Source organism: Agrobacterium sp. NPDC090283 (assembly GCF_044769685.1).
Lineage (GTDB): Bacteria > Pseudomonadota > Alphaproteobacteria > Rhizobiales > Rhizobiaceae > Agrobacterium.
Window position 1 is genome coordinate 96,015 of sequence record NZ_JBIVYG010000008.1, and the last position, 16,806, is coordinate 112,820.

The window sequence follows — 16,806 nt, forward strand, 5'->3', positions numbered from 1 at the left end:
GAAAGCACGTTTTTCGCAAGCCTTCTTCGCGGTTTTACCCTGCCAACAACAGCTCAGGACTGATCGATCCGGGCCAGCAGCTGTGCGCGGGTGGCGTCGTCCACAAAGGCGCATTCCAGCGCGGTGCGGGTCATGCGGTTGATCTCATCGTCGCTAAAACCGAACTCGTCTGCGGCTAGGGCATATTCCCTTGCGAGCGATGTGAAGAAAAATGGCGGGTCGTCGGAACTGATGCACACACGCACCCCGGCATCGCTGAGAGCTTTCAGCGGGTGGCTGGCGAAATCGGGATAGACGTTGAGCGCGATATTCGAGCCGGGGCAGACTTCGAGAACCGTTCCCGCCTCGACCAGCCGGGAGATGAGAGCGGCATTTTCAATCGCACGTACGCCGTGGCCGATACGCGACGGTTTGACGAGATCGAGCGCGTCAGCAACGCTTTCCGGCCCGCAAACCTCACCCGCGTGGATCGTCAGCCCAAGACCCGCATCGCGGGCGATATCGAAGGCGCGGGCGTAATCGGCAACCCGGCCCATGCGCTCTTCACCCGCCATGTTGAAGCCGGTTACCAGGGGATGCCGCGCGCGCGCCGCATATTCGGCCGCCGCGATCACCCGCTCTGGGCCGAAATGCCGCTCGCCGGTGACGATGATGCGGGTTTCGATGCCGGTCTTTTCTTTCGCGATGCGGATGCCTTCGGCAATGCCGGCCAGATAGGCGTCGGCACCGAGCCCGATGCGGTCGCCGTGGTCGGGCGAAATGATCAGTTCGCTGTAGATCGTATTGGCTTCGGCAAGTTCGGTCAGATAGGTTTCGGTCAGGACGGCATAATCCTCATCCGTTTTGAACACCTGCGCCACTGCGTCATAACAGCGGATGAATTCGGCGAAATCCGACCAGACATATTGGCCGTCCCGCAGGAAGCCGCTGGTGTCGATGCCGTATTTCTCCGCCTGTTTCGCGACGAGGGCGGGCGGGGCCGCACCCTCGATGTGGCAGTGAATTTCCGCTTTCAGCAAATGCGATGTCAAATGAAGCTCCTGCCGTGTGAACCGGCGTCAATTCCAAGATGGTGGGCGATGCTTTCGCCGATATCGGCGTAGCTTGAACGGATGCCGACGTCGCGGGAACGGATGCCCGGCCCGAATGCCATGATCGGCACCCTTTCGCGTGTATGGTCCGTGCCCCGCCATGTGGGGTCGCAACCGTGGTCGGCGGTCAAAAGGGCGATATCACCCGGCGCCATCTTACGATGGATTTCGGGGATGCGCGCATCGAAGGCCTCAAGGGCAGCGGCGTAACCGGCAACATCGCGGCGATGGCCGTAAAGCATGTCGAAATCGACGAAATTGGTGAAGACGAGATCGCCGTTTTCAGCCTCGTCGATCGCCTGCAACGTCGCATCCATCAGGGCGCTGTTGCCGTTAGCCTTGATGATGCGCGAGACGCCCTGATGGGCATAGATATCGCCGATCTTGCCGATCGCATGCACCTTGCGCCCCGCCTCCACCAGCCGGTCGAGCAGGGTCGGCTCGGGTGGCAGAACGGAGAAGTCGCGACGGTTGCCGGTGCGTTCGAAGGTTGCGACCGTTTCGCCGATGAAGGGGCGGGCGATGACGCGGCCAATATTCAGCGGATCGAGCAGCTTGCGCACCGTCTCGCAGAGCGAGATGAGCCGCTCCAGGCCGAAATGCGTTTCATGCGCGGCGATCTGGAAAACGGAATCGGAGGACGTGTAGCAGATCGGTTTGCCAGTCCTGATATGCTCTTCACCGAGCGCCGCGATGATCTCGGTGCCGGAAGCATGGCAATTGCCGAGAATGCCCGGAATATCGGCTTGCCTGCAGATCGCTTCCACCAGTTCCGGTGAAAATGCATCGCCTTCCGTCGGGAAATATCCCCAGTCGAAGGTAACAGGCGTACCGGCGATCTCCCAGTGGCCGGAAGGCGTGTCCTTGCCCTTGGAGATTTCGCTGGCGGAGCCATGCAGGCCGAAAATCCGCTCCGGCGGTTCCATGCCGGCGGGAATGTCGCCGCTTGCCTGCCTCGCGATCTCGATGAGGCCGAGCGAACACATGTTCGGCAGCTTCAGCGGACCTGCCCGAAGCCCGGCTCTATCCGCCGCACCTGCCGCGCAGAATTCCGCGATATGACCGAGCGTATTTGCACCAAGATCGCCATAACGCTCCGCATCAGGCGCGCCGCCGACACCGAAGGAATCCAGAACGAGAAGAAATGCTCTTGCCATAACTCACCGAAACAAAATGCGCCGACGGGCAATGTCAGGCCGAACTGTCGTTATAGATCAGCAAAACGTGAAGAAGGAAGTGCTTTTATGAACCATCCGGTAAAACCGGCTGCTCAATCCCCGTCCCGTTTCGATTTGGGGGCGTTGAGATTACGCAGGACATACCACCCCGCCGCCGCCACCATCGCCGCCAGAATATACCACGTTACGGCATAGGAGAGGTGGTTGTTGGGAAAGGCGAGCATGGTCTTGCCGCCGACCGGCAGACCGCCCGGATTGGGTGTCGCATCGGCGTCGACATAAAACGGCGCGACATCGGAAAGGCCGGATGCCTGCGAGATTTCAGGAATGTTGCGGGAATACCAGCGGCCATTTTCCGGATCGTTGGTGCGCAGGAAAAGCCCGCCGGTTTCAGGCGCGCGCATCAGCCCGACGATCTCCACGTTTCCGGTCGGTTCGCCTTCCTGACGGGAGGATGGATCGCGCCTGTCGGACGGTACGAAGCCGCGATTGACGATGATGCTGGAGCCATCGTCGCGCCTGAGCGGCGTCATCACCCAGTAACCGGGGCCGAGATCCGTGACCGTATAGACCTGAACCTCCCTGTCATTGAGCAAGGTGCCGGACAGTTTCACACGGCGATATTCGTATTGCGCCGGGTCGCCGAGTGCCCGCCATTCTCCGGCTGCAGGGGCGTCGACGGGATCGGCATGGGCGCGGGCTTCAACCCGTTCGATAAGATCGAGCTTCCAGGAAAGGCGCTTGACCTGCCATGTGCCGAGCGCCAACAGCAGACCCGTCAGGGCAACGGTCAGAAACAGAACGACGATGGCCGCAGGGCGGATGCGCCGCTTATGGGATGTGGTTTCTTTCATGTCACGGTCCTTGCGAAGCGCGCCTGGCAGAGACCAGTCTGCTTTGACGGGCTTTTTTACGCCCGCATACGCTTCTTCCAGCAAATAACCCCATAAATCGCACCAGGATTCATGGGGTTATGTGTTGGCGCGAAGGCGGCCCGCCGGAAACCCGGCAGGCCGTCGATCTATGCTGCTCAGGGCAGGTTCTTCACATCCTCGATGTGCAGCGGCATCATGTTCTTGTTCATGTTGTACATGACCCAAAGCGAGCCGGAGAGCGTGATCAAAAGCACCACGACGGTGAAGATCAGCGCCATGAAGGTCCAGCCGCCTTCGGACTTGGTGTCCATGTGCAGGAAGTAGATCATGTGCACGAAAATCTGGATGACGCCGAGGCCCATGATCGCGATGACCAGCAGGGTCTTGTTTTCGAGAACGTCGCCCATGACCAGCCAGAAGGGGATCGCCGTCAGGATGACCGACAGGACGAAGCCGATCATGTAGCTCTTGAACGTGCCGTGGCTTGCGCCATCATGGTGATGATGGTCGTCGCCATGCGCGTCGTGATGTGCGTGTGCTTCGGAAATCATCAAAGAACTCCCATGAGGTAAACGAAGGAGAAGACGCCGATCCAGATGACGTCGAGGAAGTGCCAGAACATCGACAGGCACATCAGGCGGCGCTTGTTTGCCGCGATCAGGCCGTGTTTGGCAACCTGGAACATCAGCGTGACGAGCCAGATGATGCCGAAGGTGACGTGCAGACCGTGCGTACCGACCAGCGCGAAGAAGGCCGACAGGAACGCCGAACGCTGCGGGCCGGCACCTTCCGCGATCAGGTGATGGAACTCGTAGAGTTCGACGGCGAGGAAGGCGAGGCCAAAGAGGCCGGTCACACCGAGCCAGACCAGCGTCGCCTTTACCTTCTGCTTTTCCATTTCCAGCATGGCGAAGCCATAGGTGATGGAGGAGAAAAGCAGGAAGCCGGTATTGATCGCCACCAGCTTCAGGTCGAACAGGTCCGCACCCGAGGGGCCGGCCGCATAGTTGCGGCCGACGACGGCATAGGTGGCAAACAGCGTCGCGAAGATGAGGCAGTCGCTCATCAGGTAGAGCCAGAAGCCCAGCGACGTCCCGTTCTCCGGGTGATGGTCTTCCTTCAGGTAGAAGACCGGTGGTTCAGCGCCGTCGACGCTTTGTGCAGGTGTATGAGACATGTTCCGTTACGCCTGTTCCGCGAGCAGCTTGGTACGTTCCGCTTCGACCGTCGAAACGTCGGCAGCCGGAATGTAATAATCGCGATTGTAGTTGAAGGTATGGGCGATGGAGACCGCGATGATGGCGAGCATCGACAGAGCTGCAAGCCACCAGATGTGCCATACCAGGGCGAAGCCGAGAACCACGCTGATGGCGCTGATGATCACGCCGGCGCCGGTGTTCTTCGGCATATGGATCGGAATGAAGCCTTCCTTGGGACGGTTGTAACCGCGCTTTTTCATATCCGCCCAGGCATCGACATCATGGATGACGGGCGTGAAGGCGAAGTTGTAGGCAGGCGGCGGCGACGAGGTCGACCATTCCAGCGTACGGCCGTTATAGGGGTCGCCGGTTACATCGCGCAGCTGGTCTCGCTTCAGGAAGCTGACGATGAGCTGGATGACGAAGGAGGCGATGCCGAGCGCGATCAGGAAGGCGCCGAAGGCGGCGATCAGGAACCAGATCTGCAGCGAGTTGTCCTCGAACTGGCTGATACGGCGGGTGATCCCCATCAGGCCGAGAATATAGAGCGGCATGAAGGCGAAGTAGAAGCCGATGAACCAGAACCAGAAGGACAGCTTGCCCCAGAACGGATCGAGCCGGTAACCGAAGGCCTTCGGGAACCAGTAGACGATACCCGCAAGCACACCGAACACGACACCACCGATGATGGTGTTGTGGAAGTGGGCGATGAGGAACAGCGAGTTGTGCAGCACGAAGTCCGCCGGCGGAACGGCAAGAAGAACGCCGGTCATGCCGCCGATGACGAAGGTGATCATGAAGCCGATCGTCCAGAGCATCGGCACATCGAACTTGATGCGGCCCTTATACATGGTGAAGAGCCAGTTGAAGATCTTCGCGCCCGTCGGGATCGAGATGATCATCGTGGTGATGCCGAAGAAGGCGTTGACGCTTGCGCCGGAACCCATGGTGAAGAAGTGGTGCAGCCACACGATATAAGCGAGGATGGTGATGACGCCCGTGGCGTAGACCATCGAGGCATAACCGAAAAGGCGCTTGTTGGAGAAGGTCGAGACGATTTCCGAGAAGACGCCGAAGGCCGGCAGAACCAAAATGTAAACTTCCGGATGACCCCAGATCCAGATGAGGTTGACATACATCATCGGATTGCCGCCGAGATCGTTGGTGAAGAAGTTGGTGCCAACGTAACGGTCGAGGGTGAGAAGGGCGAGCGTGCCGGTCAGGATCGGGAAGGAGGCCACGATCAGGATGTTCGAACACAGCGAGGTCCAGACGAAGATCGGCAGGCGCATCATGGTCATGCCAGGCGCGCGCATCTTGATGATCGTGACGATCAGGTTGATGCCCGATAACGTCGTTCCCACACCGGCGATCTGCAGACCCCAGATATAATAATCGACCCCGACCCCCGGGCTTCCGTCAATGCCCGACAGCGGCGGATAGGCCAGCCAGCCGGTCTGCGCATATTCACCGATGAACAGCGAGATCATGGTGATGACGGCGCCGGCCGTGGTCATCCAGAAGGAGAAGTTGTTGAGGAAGGGGAACGAAACGTCGCGGGCGCCGATCTGCAGCGGCACGACGAAGTTCATCAGACCCGTGATCATCGGCATGGCCATGAAGAAGATCATGATGACGCCATGGGCCGTGAAGATCTGGTCGTAATGGTGCGGCGGCAGATAACCTTCCGAACCACCCGAGGCGATGGCCTGCTGCACGCGCATCATGATGGCGTCGGCGAAGCCGCGCAACAGCATGACGAGCGCCAGAATGATGTACATGATACCGATCTTCTTGTGATCGATGCTCGTGAACCATTCGTTCCAGAGATAGCCCCACAGGCGGAAATAGGTAAGGGCGCCAACGACGGCGATGCCACCCAGAGCCACGGCCGCGAAGGTGGCGACGAGAATGGGCTCGTGAAGCGGGATGGACTCCCATGTCAGCTTCCCGAACAGGAACGACGTTTGATCGGAATTGACGATCATTTTAGCCTCTTGCGATTCGAAAACGTAAGATCGGCGCGGACAGGCCGCGCCGCAGAATGCCGGGACGTATCGTCAGCCAGCGACTTGTTTCGTTTCCGGCAGCGCCGCGGGTTCGAAAGTCTGACCCTTGATTGCAGCCGGAGTGGATTGGGGACCGCTGGCGACGCCATAGGGCGCGAGCGGGGTGCAGACGACGGAGTTCAGCGCCTTGGCGATGTCGATGCCTTCCTTGCCGCCGCCGCCATTGGCGTCGATATGCATCATGTCACGCATGCAGAGCTTGTTGGGCTCGACACAGCGGTTGAGAATGGCGCTGTAGAGCTCCGGATCGACCGAAGCGAAATATTGCACCGGCTCGCGCTCGGAAGGCTTGGCGAATTCCAGATATTCCTGACGGCCGAAGCCCTTGCCGCCTTCCTTCGCCTTCGCAACCCATTCATCGAAGCCCTGCTGGCTGAGGCCATGGAACTTGAAGCGCATGTGGGAGAAGCCGGGGCCGGAGAAGTTGGCCGAGAAGCCGTCATAGACGCCTTCCTTGTTGATGACCGCGTGCAGCTTGGTCTGCATGCCGCCCATGGCGTAGATCTGGCCGGCGAGTGCTGGAACGAAGAAGGAGTTCATCGCAGTCGTGCCGGTGATCTTGAAGTTGATCGGAACATCGACCGGAGCGGCGAATTCATTGACGCTGCCAATGCCGAGTTCGGGATAGAAGAACAGCCATTTCCAGTCCATGGCCACCACTTCGACCGTGAGCGGCTTGATATCGGCGGTCACCTGGCGGTTCTCGTCGATACGCTCCAGCGGGCGATAGGGGTCGAGACGGTGAGTGGAAATCCAGGTCACCGTGCCGAGCATCAGGATGATGGCGACCGGAGCCGACCAGATCACCATTTCAAGGCGTGTGGAGTGGTGCCACTCGGGATCGTAATCCTCGGCCTTTGCCGATTCCCGATACTTCCATGCGAAGAAAAGCGTCAGGGCAATGACGGGGACGATGATCAGCAGCATCAAGACCGTGGACGTGATGATAAGATCGCGCTGCTGGATGGCGACGTCGCCCGAAGGGTTCATGACGACGAGGTTACAGCCGCTGAGCAGCAGCAGAGCCGGGATTGCCAGAAGGGCGGATGAGATTTTTTTGATCGTGCGCACGTTCTTTGAACTCGTACAGTTTGGATTATGCCGCGAATAATTGCCGAACATCATTTTTCAAATGAGGTATATTGTCGCGGTGCAGCGAAACCTTCGCGATGCACCATGTGCCGGGCAGAGCTGCCTTTGAAGGCTGAGCGCGTGCATTATCGCATGGTCGACCGACTGGGCAACCCTTTATTGCCAAACTTCAATTGACGTTACGGAGGGTGCGTGTGACAATCCGTCGCATCGTAACGCAACGGAAGAGGAGCCGGCGCGTTACAGGAAATGGTTCGTCCATGACGCAGGAGGGATATTATGAGTTATACGAATGCTGCTCCATCCTTTGGGCAGGCGCCGGAGGCGAACGGACATGGGGCCGGTCCCGTCAAGGTCGATCCGGATCGCATTACGATTGCGGTCATTCTTGCGAGAATGACGGAATTCTTTGACTTTTTTATCTACGCCATCGCCTCCGCGCTCGTTTTCCCACACGTCTTCTTTTCTTTCGTCGATCCGCTGACGGCGACGCTTTATTCCTTCGCGGTTTTCTCATTGGCCTTTATCGCAAGGCCGATCGGTTCGCTGATCTTCCTCCAGATCGACCGCAAGTTCGGCCGCGCCGTCAAGCTGATGGCCGCCCTCTTCACGCTCTGTGGCTCCACCATGGCGATCAGCTTTCTTCCGTCCTATGCGGAAGCGGGCATGCTCGCCCCCTGTCTTCTGGCCGCGTTCCGCATCGGCCAGGGCCTTGGGCTCGGCGGCGCATGGGACGGTCTCGTTTCGCTGCTCGCCATGAATGCACCGCAGAAGCAGCGCGGCTGGTACGCCATGATGCCGCAGATTGGCGCGGCCATGGGCTTCGGTCTCGCCAGTGCCTTTTTCATCGTCTTTGTCACGCAGCTTTCCAATGCGGAATTCCTCGCCTGGGGCTGGCGTTTCCCCTTCTTCGTCGCGCTGGCGCTGAATGTTCTCGCGCTGTTTGCCCGTCTGCGCATGATCGTGACGCCGGAATTCCAGGCCATGCTGGAACAGCACGAGCTGGAACCGCGCCCCATGTTCAAGATGCTGCGCTCGCAGTTTCCGGTGGTCGTGACAGGCGCATTCGTGCCGCTGGCGAGTTTTGCGCTCTTCCATCTCGTCACGGTCTTTCCGTTGAGCTGGGTTTCGCTCAACACCAGCCAGCGTGTCTCGGACTTCCTGTTCGTGCAATTCGTCAGCGCCATCATCGCCGGCGGAATGATCGTGGTGTCAGGTATTCTGGCGGATCGGATCGGACGGCGGAAACTCTTGGCTGTGGCGGCCGTGCTGATCGGTCTTTTCAGCCTCGTGGCACCCGTTCTCCTGAGTTCGGGCGATATCGGCCGCTATCTCTTCGTCCTGATCGGCTTCTCGCTGCTTGGCCTGTCCTTCGGTCAGGCGGGTGGCGCGCTCGCTTCCCGCTTCAGCCGCGAATACCGCTATACCGGCGCATCGCTCACCTCGGATATCTCCTGGCTGATCGGCGCCGGCTTCGCACCGCTTGTCGCTCTTGGATTTTCGTCCAAATTCGGCCTTTTCGCGGTCGGGATTTACCTGATGTCGGGTGCGCTCTGCACGCTGATTGCCCTCTGGTTCAGCCGCACGCTGGACATGCCCTCGGAGTAAGCAGGGCAATTTAAAAATCTCTGCAGCCATTGCGCCGCGGAATCCTGTCGGATTTCGCGGCGTTTTTGTTTTTTTATTGCGCTGGACCGATTTTAATCTTGACTCGGTCGATCATGAAATATTATGTAAGCAATACTGACGTAATTCAGTGTGTCTCATTGCCGGAAATGCCGGCCATCAGGGAACGCGATGCGAACGACGACGATCATTATTTGCGAAAAAGCGGCCATTGCCGCCACGCCGTTTGGCGGCCGCAAAACGACCGTTCGCGCCATTAAACGCCGATAAGCAGAAAAAAGAGGAGCAGCCAGGTCGCCTGCGGCTCCGCCCGCAGAGTGCCGGCTGACGCGCCGGGTTTCGGGAAAGAGGGCGATGCCGCGCGAAATGCGCAACGAGAGGAGAGTGCCTTGAGCGTGACGGAGCAAAAATTCGGCCTTTACGATGCCGCTTTTGAAAAAAGCAGCTGTGGCGTCGGTTTCATCACCCGCAAGGACGGCGTACAGACTCACGATGTGCTGAAGCGCGGGCACGAGGCGCTCTGTGCCGTGCCGCATCGCGGCGGCATGTCGGCGGAAGGTGTCGGCGACGGCGCGGGCGTGTCGCTGGATCTGTCGCTTCCCTTCTTTCGGGAATTGACCGGTGAGACTGGCTTGCAGGCCGGCCGTTTCGGCGTCGGCAATTTTTTCCTGCCGCAAAATCCGGCTTTCCACGGCGAGGCGGTCGGTATCATCGCAAACGCCCTCAAAGAGCAGGGCTTTGCAATCCTGCTCGTCCGCGATGTGCCGGTGAATGACGCGGCCATCCGTTCGGCTGCCATCCGTTACCAGTTGCCGATCCGCCAATGGGTCTTTTCGGCTCCGGCCGAATGCGGCAGCCTTGCCGAATTCGACTGGCGCATCCACAAGGCGCTGCTCGCCATCGAGGCGCTTGCCTATACCGTGCCGGAACTCGCCGGATTTTATCCGCTGTCGCTCAGCGCACGCACGCAGGTTCTGAAGGGTCGACTGAACTCCCATGAGGTCATGCCCTATTTCTGCGACCTCACCGATCCGCGTCATGAAGTGCATACGATGTATTTCCACACGCGGTTTTCCACCAATACCGACCCGCATCCTTCCATGGCGCAGCCCTTCCGCCTGATGGCGCATAATGGCGAGCTCAATACCGACAAGAAGAATCGGCTGTCGGAAGCGGCCGTGGCGCTGGCGAAGAATGCCAGCATCATCCGGCCGAAGGGCCAGTCGGACAGCTGCCGCCTGGACCAGACCCTGCAGGCGCGCGTGATGGAAGACGGTCTCGACCTCGTTACAGCCGTGGTCTCGATGATGCCGCCAGCCTGGGAAAACGACGATACCCTGTCACCGGCCGTCAAGGCGATGCTGGAATATTTCTCGCTCTATGAGGAGAAGAATGACGGCCCGGCCGCGCTGATCTTCGGTGACGGCACCATCATCGGCGCGCGGCTCGATCGCCTCGGCCTGCGCCCGCTGCGCACCGTCGAGACGGAAGATTATCTCTGCGTCATGTCGGAGGCCGGGCAGATCGCCTTTCCGGCGGAAAGCGTCATCCGTCGCGGCCGCATCGAGGCGGGCGGCATGCTTTATTACGACCATGCAGAACGCCGCGCCTTTTCGACCGTCGAGGCGCTGGAGCTTCTGGCCTCGCGCCGCGATTATTCGTCCCTGCTGTGCGAAGCCCGTGTCATGCTGGAGGATCTGCCGGAAGTGCCGGCGGAAAAGCAGGGCTCGCCGCTGCGTTACAATGGCGATCTGGAACGGCACCAGCGTTATGTCGCCTATTCGCATAATCAGGAAAGCTTCAAGTTCCTGATGGACCCGATGCTGGCCTCCGGCGCTGAAAAGATTTCGGCGATGGGTTACGGCAATGCCATCAACGCGCTGTCCGATCAGGAGGGTGGGGTCGCGAAGTATTTTTCGCAGCGCTTCGCGCAGGTCACCAATCCGCCACTCGACAGTATTCGTGAGGCCGATGGCATGACGTTGCGTGTCGCTCTCGGCGCAAAGCCGAACAGCGGCGCGAGGAAGGCCCGCCAGATCGTCGTGCGCTCTCCGATCCTGACCCATCTCGATATGTTGCGTATTCGCGAACAATCGGAGACGCCGCTTCGCCGTTTCGAAATGCTTTATTCGCCGGTCTTCGATGTTGCGGAGGCCAATGAAGCGGCCCTGCGGCAGGCAATCGATGGTCTCTGCGATGAGGTTGTGGCTTTTGCGGCTGATGAAGGCGGCATCGCCATCATCACCGACCGGCACGTTTCGGCAAACCGCGCGGCCTTGCCGATGATCATGGTCGTCTCCGCCATCAATCAGCGGCTGATCGAGGAAGGTCTGCGGCTGCGCGTGTCGCTGATCGTTGAAAGCGGGCAGTTTTCCTCTTCCCATCACATTGCGGCGAGCCTCGGTTTCGGTGCCTCGGCTGCCTATCCGCTCGGCGTGCAGTTCCGCGCCGAGGAGAAATTCGGTGCCGACGCCGACAAGGCCTTCAAGCGTTTCGCCAAGGCGGCGGAAAAGTCACTGATGAAGACCATGGGCAAGGTGGGGCTGTGTACGGCGGAAAGTTACATCGGCGGCGAGTTCTTCGAACCGAACTTCCTCGATACCGACGATGCGGTGCTGAAGCGTTATTTCCCGAACGTGAAGACCCCGGTTGGCGGCGTCAACTTCGCCGTCATCGCGCAGGCGGTGGCGGACTGGCATCGCAAGGCGCTGTCGGTGAAGGGTGAGAACGACATTCCGCTGCTCGGTCTTTTCAAGGAGCGTGCGGAAGGTGCCGGCCACTCCTACGGCACCACGGCGGTGCGCGGTTTCGTGGATATGACGGAGGAAAAGATCGGTTTCGACAAGGGAACCGACAATGAAGAGGCGCTACGCCTCCTGCCGCTCAACCGGCTGGAGGATGCCTTTGGTCTCAATGACACCGCCTATTATCACAACAGCTTCGACCGGTTGACGCCGGACGCCATCGATAAATTCGAGGTGACGCCCGGTTACCGCGCCTTCGCCCGCATGATGGCGGAGGAAAGGGCGCGCCGTCCCGCCGCCCTGCGCGATGTTCTGGAATTGCCGGCCGATGTCACTTTCGCCGGTTCGGCAGAAGAGTTCCGCCGGGAAATGGGCCGTTTTTCCCGGCAGGGCAATAACAGCTTCATGGTGCGCGGGTTGGTTTGCGAAAAGGCGGGTGAAGATGCGTTCCGGCTGCGACTGACCGGCCCGCACGGTCATGAGCTTGCCCGGCTTGCCGCACTCGGCCAGTCGCTGCTCGACCGTTTCGGCGCGGATATTCCCGGCCATTGGCTGGAAGGTGGCGCGCTTCTGGTGCAGGTGAAGGGCGAGGCTTTCGCCTATCTGTCGCTTATCCGCACCGCACCGGCAAGCATACCGCTTGAGGCCGTGCAAAAGGCGAGCGAGATCACCAGGACGCTGGCATCGGGCGCGATGAGCCACGGCGCGCTGGTCGCGGCCGCCCATGAGGCGGTGGCGCATGGCACCAACATGGTCGGCGGCATGTCGAATTCGGGTGAAGGCGGTGAACATATTTCCCGCTATGGAACCATCCGTGCCTCGCGCATCAAGCAGTTCGCCTCCGGCCGCTTCGGTGTCTGGGCCGGCTATCTTGCCGATCCGATGCTGGAAGAGATCGAGATCAAGATCGGTCAGGGCGCAAAGCCGGGCGAGGGCGGGCAGCTGCCGTCTCCCAAGGTAACGGTGGAAATCGCCGCCGCACGCGGCGGCACGCCGGGCGTCGAGCTTGTCTCGCCGCCGCCGCATCACGATACCTATTCGATCGAGGATCTGGCCCAGCTCATCCATGACGCCAAGGCGGCGCGCGTGCGCGTCATCGTCAAGCTCGTCTCGTCGGAAGGCATCGGCACGATTGCGGTCGGCGTCGCCAAGGCGGGGGCCGATGTCATCAATGTCGCCGGCAATACCGGCGGCACGGGGGCGGCGGCCGTCACCAGCCTCAAATATACCGGCCGCGCGGCGGAAATCGGTATCGCAGAAGTGCATCAGGCGCTTTGCGCCACCGGCCTGCGCGCCAAGGTGCTGCTGCGCTGCTCCGGCGCGCACCAGACCGCGAGTGATGTGGTCAAATCGGCCCTTCTCGGCGGCGACAGCTTCGAATTCGGCACGACGGCGCTGATGATGCTGAAATGTGTCATGGCAAAGAACTGCAACATCAAGTGCCCGGCCGGTCTCACCACCAACCAGGAAGCCTTCAACGGCGATCCGCGCGCGCTGGCGCAATATCTCATGAACATCGCCCATGAAACGCGCGAGATTCTGGCCGCACTCGGGCTGCGCTCGCTGCGGGAAGCACGCGGCCGTTCCGATCTTCTTCACCTCCTCGATCATCCGGCGAGCGTCGGCCAGCTTGACCTCCGGGCAATGCTTGCCGTGGTCGAAGAGGTGAAGATCGACAGCCCCGTCTACATGGAAAAGGATTTTGGGCTGGATGATGCCTTCATCGAACTCGTGCGCTCGGCTCTGGTTGACAGCAAGCGGGAAAAAATCGAGCTGGGCGGCAATCGCTTCCTGAATAATTGCAACAAGAGCGTTGGCGGCCAGCTCGCCGTCGATATTGAACGCATGCTGAACCACGAGCTTTCCGGCGAAGAGGCGGATGCGCTTCCGGCCGTGAAGCGGGACAGCCGTGGCCGCCGGTTCCTGGAGGCGGGTTCGGTGCGCATCGATACATCGGGTTCGGCCGGTCAGTCCTTCGGCGCCTTCTGCAATGACGGCATGGTCATGGTTCATACCGGCACCTGCAATGACGGTGTCGGCAAAAGCGCCTGCGGCGGCACCATCGTCGTGCGCTCGCCCGGAGGCGGATCCGAAGAGGCGGGCGGTAATGTGCTGGTCGGCAATTTCGCGCTGTTCGGCGCCACCGGCGGCCGCACCTTCGTGGAAGGGCAGGCGGGAGACCGTTTCGCGGTGCGCAACTCCGGTGCCACCGCTGTCGTCGAAGGCGTGGGTGATTTCGCCTGCGAATACATGACCAACGGCGCGGTGCTGAACCTTGGCAGCTTCGGCAAGGGTTTCGGCAACGGCATGAGCGGCGGTTTCGTTTATCAATATGATCCCTATGGCGATCTGCCGAAGAAGATCAGCCATGATTCCATCCTGCTCGGCTCGATCACCGGTGAGGATGAGCAGGCCGCGATCCATCATCAGGCTGTGCACCAGCTTCTGGCCTGGCATGTCGCGGAGACCGGCTCGGCCAAGGCGGCATGGCTGCTGGAAAACTGGGAAAGCGAACAGCATAATTTCGTCTATGGCATGCCGCGCGCCCTGTTGCTTTATCAGGACAGTGACGAGATTCTCAAGGCCAAGCCCCGCAAGGAGCTGCTGGAGGAGCTGGCATCTGCGCTTGCCGCCCATCAACTGCGCAAGTTCAAGCTCGCCTATCGTGACCGCAAGGCCGTCTTGAATGGAACGGTGCCGGGCTATGGCGAGACGGATACGGAGGAAATGTATGCGCTTCTCAACAATTACACGGTGTTGAGCATGGCGCAGGCCATCGCCTTGCAGCGGGTGCCGATGGCATCAGGCCCTTCCGACCCGGCCATCGAAAAGGCAGTGCGCAATCTCATCCTCACGGAAGACTATGCGCTGATGCAGCGTCTGCTGAAATATGCGCGCGAGGCTCTTTCCGATCATAGCGACGAACAGCTTGCGGTGATGATCGCCGCCAAGCGTCTCGACGATTACAAGCAGGCGCTGGCGCGCCGCAACATCTGGTCGGTGGACAGCCCCGGCACCTATGGCTGGATCATTCAGCAGAACCGGAAAAACATCGAGAAGATCGGCCGCCTGCCGGGCTTCGAGGAGCTTTTCGCAGCCCGCGCCATTCCCGACCTCGCCACCGTATCCAGCCACAGGGCAGCATGATGAAGATACCTTATATTCCCGAGGACGCGCCCTTCAACGGTGATCAGCGCGCATGGCTTTCCGGTTTCCTGGCGGGGCTCCATTCCCGCGCCGCCATCGGCTTGGAGACATCTGTTGCTGCGGCCGCTCCGAAAGCGGCGGCCAGTGTGCTGAATATTCTTTTCGGCACCCAGACCGGCAATGCCGAAGCGCTGGCGATGGATATTGCCGCCGCCGCCCGTGCGCAGGGCATGCAGCCGGTGGTGACGGCGCTGGACGATGTCTCGATGGACAGTCTCGGTGCCATGAAGCGGGTCATCGTTGTCACCTCGACATATGGCGAAGGGGAAATGCCTGACAATGCCCAGCTTTTCTGGGAAGCACTTGCCGCTGACAGCGCCCCGCGTCTGGACGAGACGAATTTTGCCGTCCTCGCTCTCGGCGATACCGGTTATGACGGCTTCTGCCAGGCGGGCAAGCTCATCGATACGCGGTTCGAGCAACTCGGCGGCAAGCGCATGAAGACGCGTATCGACTGCGATATCGATTTCGAGGATGCGGCCGCGGCATGGATCGGCGAGGCCTTGCCGCTTGCGCTTGCTGTCGATGGCGGCAACGCAGCATCTGTCACCATGCCCGACATCGCCGAGCCACCCGCGCGCGCGAAACAGGGCTGGAACCGCAAGAATCCCTATTTGGCGACGGTGAGCGTCAATCGTCGCCTTTCCGGTCCCGGTTCGTCCAAGGAGATTCGTCACTATGAATTCGATCTCGGCGAAAGCGGCCTGGACTATGAGGCGGGTGATGCGCTCGGCGTCGTGCCCCTGAACGATCCGAAACTGGCCGGCGCGCTGCTGGAACACTTCGGAGCGGCGGCGGACAGCGAAGTAGCAGGGCTCGACCGGCCGGTCGGCGATGCGCTTCTCAACATGTTCGAAATCTCGACGCCCTCGCGCGAACTCGTCGCCGAAATCGGCAAGCGGGCGGGGCATGATGAACTCAGCCACATTCTCGCAAATGGAGACAGGGAGCAGCTGGCGGCCTTTCTCTGGAGCAAGGATATTCTCGACCTCATTAATCTCGGGGGAAAGCCCCTGTTTGACGTCGCCGAATTCGTGACATTCCTGAAGCCGCTACAGCACCGCGCCTATTCCATCTCCTCCAGCCCGCTGGTTGCAAAAAACAGCGTGCATCTGACCATCGCCAGCGTGCGTTATCGTGCCGAGGGGCGTGAGCGTGGCGGCGTGTGCTCCACCTATCTCGCCGACCGGGTGGAGGCGGGACAGAATGCCGGAATTTTCGTCTCACCGAACAAGGCGTTTCGTGTGCCGCAGGACAATGAGGCGCCTGTTATCATGGTGGGACCGGGCACGGGCATCGCCCCCTTCCGGGCCTTTTTGCAGGAACGTCAGGCACGCGGCGCCAAGGGCAGGAACTGGCTGTTTTTCGGCGACCAACACCGGCAGTCGGATTTCATCTATGAAAACGAGCTTGGCGACATGAGCCGCGATGGCGTGCTGACCCGTCTCGACCTCGCCTTCTCGCGCGATCAGGCGGAGAAAATCTATGTCCAGACCCGCATGCGGCAGAACGGCAGGGCGCTCTATCAATGGCTTGAAGAGGGCGGGTATTTCTACGTTTGCGGCGATGCGACGCGTATGGCGAAGGATGTCGATGATGCCCTGCACAGCATCATCGGCGATGAAGCAGGCATTTCCACTGAGGCGGCAAGCGATTATGTGAACCGGCTGAAGCGCGAAAAACGCTACCTGCGCGATGTCTACTAGGCCTCGCCCACAGGGGCCG

General features: G+C 60.4%; 10 protein-coding genes. 3 read left to right on the forward strand and 7 right to left on the reverse strand.

The window, feature by feature from the left end; genetic code table 11:
• Positions 1 to 53: 53 nt before the first annotated feature.
• The 7 genes from ACIQUH_RS13740 to cyoA form a co-directional block, all read right to left on the reverse strand.
• Positions 54 to 1,031 (reverse strand): adenosine deaminase, encoded by a 978-nt coding sequence (locus ACIQUH_RS13740; RefSeq protein WP_400815872.1) that lies wholly within the window; start codon positions 1,029 to 1,031, stop codon positions 54 to 56.
• Positions 1,028 to 2,248, reverse strand: coding sequence for a phosphopentomutase (locus ACIQUH_RS13745; RefSeq protein WP_400815874.1), 1,221 nt, complete (start codon positions 2,246 to 2,248; stop codon positions 1,028 to 1,030). The genes ACIQUH_RS13740 and ACIQUH_RS13745 overlap by 4 nt, the downstream gene beginning before the upstream one ends.
• A 113-nt stretch (positions 2,249 to 2,361) precedes the next feature.
• Positions 2,362 to 3,123, reverse strand: a complete 762-nt coding sequence (locus ACIQUH_RS13750; RefSeq protein WP_400815877.1) for an SURF1 family protein — start codon at positions 3,121 to 3,123, stop codon at positions 2,362 to 2,364.
• Between the two features lie 176 nt (positions 3,124 to 3,299).
• Positions 3,300 to 3,695 (reverse strand): cytochrome o ubiquinol oxidase subunit IV, encoded by a 396-nt coding sequence (cyoD, locus tag ACIQUH_RS13755; RefSeq protein WP_400815879.1) that lies wholly within the window; start codon positions 3,693 to 3,695, stop codon positions 3,300 to 3,302.
• Positions 3,695 to 4,321, reverse strand: a complete 627-nt coding sequence (gene cyoC / locus ACIQUH_RS13760; RefSeq protein ID WP_003524364.1) for a cytochrome o ubiquinol oxidase subunit III — start codon at positions 4,319 to 4,321, stop codon at positions 3,695 to 3,697. Before cyoC ends, cyoD begins: the two co-directional genes overlap by 1 nt.
• Positions 4,322 to 4,327: 6 nt before the next feature.
• Positions 4,328 to 6,331: a cytochrome o ubiquinol oxidase subunit I gene (cyoB, locus tag ACIQUH_RS13765; protein ID WP_400815881.1), complete on the reverse strand. Its 2,004-nt coding sequence runs from the start codon at positions 6,329 to 6,331 to the stop codon at positions 4,328 to 4,330.
• 72 nt (positions 6,332 to 6,403) lie between these two features.
• The gene (cyoA, locus tag ACIQUH_RS13770; RefSeq protein WP_400815884.1) at positions 6,404 to 7,534 is read right to left on the reverse strand and encodes a ubiquinol oxidase subunit II; all 1,131 of its coding nucleotides are present in this window, start codon (positions 7,532 to 7,534) and stop codon (positions 6,404 to 6,406) included.
• Between the two features lie 249 nt (positions 7,535 to 7,783).
• Between cyoA and ACIQUH_RS13775 the strand changes: the two genes are divergently transcribed.
• From ACIQUH_RS13775 to ACIQUH_RS13785, 3 genes are all read left to right on the forward strand, one after another.
• A complete protein-coding gene (locus tag ACIQUH_RS13775) occupies positions 7,784 to 9,112 on the forward strand; it encodes an MFS transporter (protein ID WP_400815886.1) in 1,329 nt (442 codons plus the stop codon).
• Positions 9,113 to 9,519: 407 nt separating this feature from the next.
• Positions 9,520 to 15,021 (forward strand): glutamate synthase-related protein, encoded by a 5,502-nt coding sequence (locus ACIQUH_RS13780; RefSeq protein WP_400815888.1) that lies wholly within the window; start codon positions 9,520 to 9,522, stop codon positions 15,019 to 15,021.
• Positions 15,018 to 16,787 carry a sulfite reductase subunit alpha gene (locus tag ACIQUH_RS13785; RefSeq protein ID WP_400815890.1) on the forward strand — a complete coding sequence of 590 codons (1,770 nt, stop codon included), beginning with the start codon at positions 15,018 to 15,020 and terminating at the stop codon, positions 16,785 to 16,787. Before ACIQUH_RS13780 ends, ACIQUH_RS13785 begins: the two co-directional genes overlap by 4 nt.
• Positions 16,788 to 16,806 lie beyond the last annotated feature (19 nt).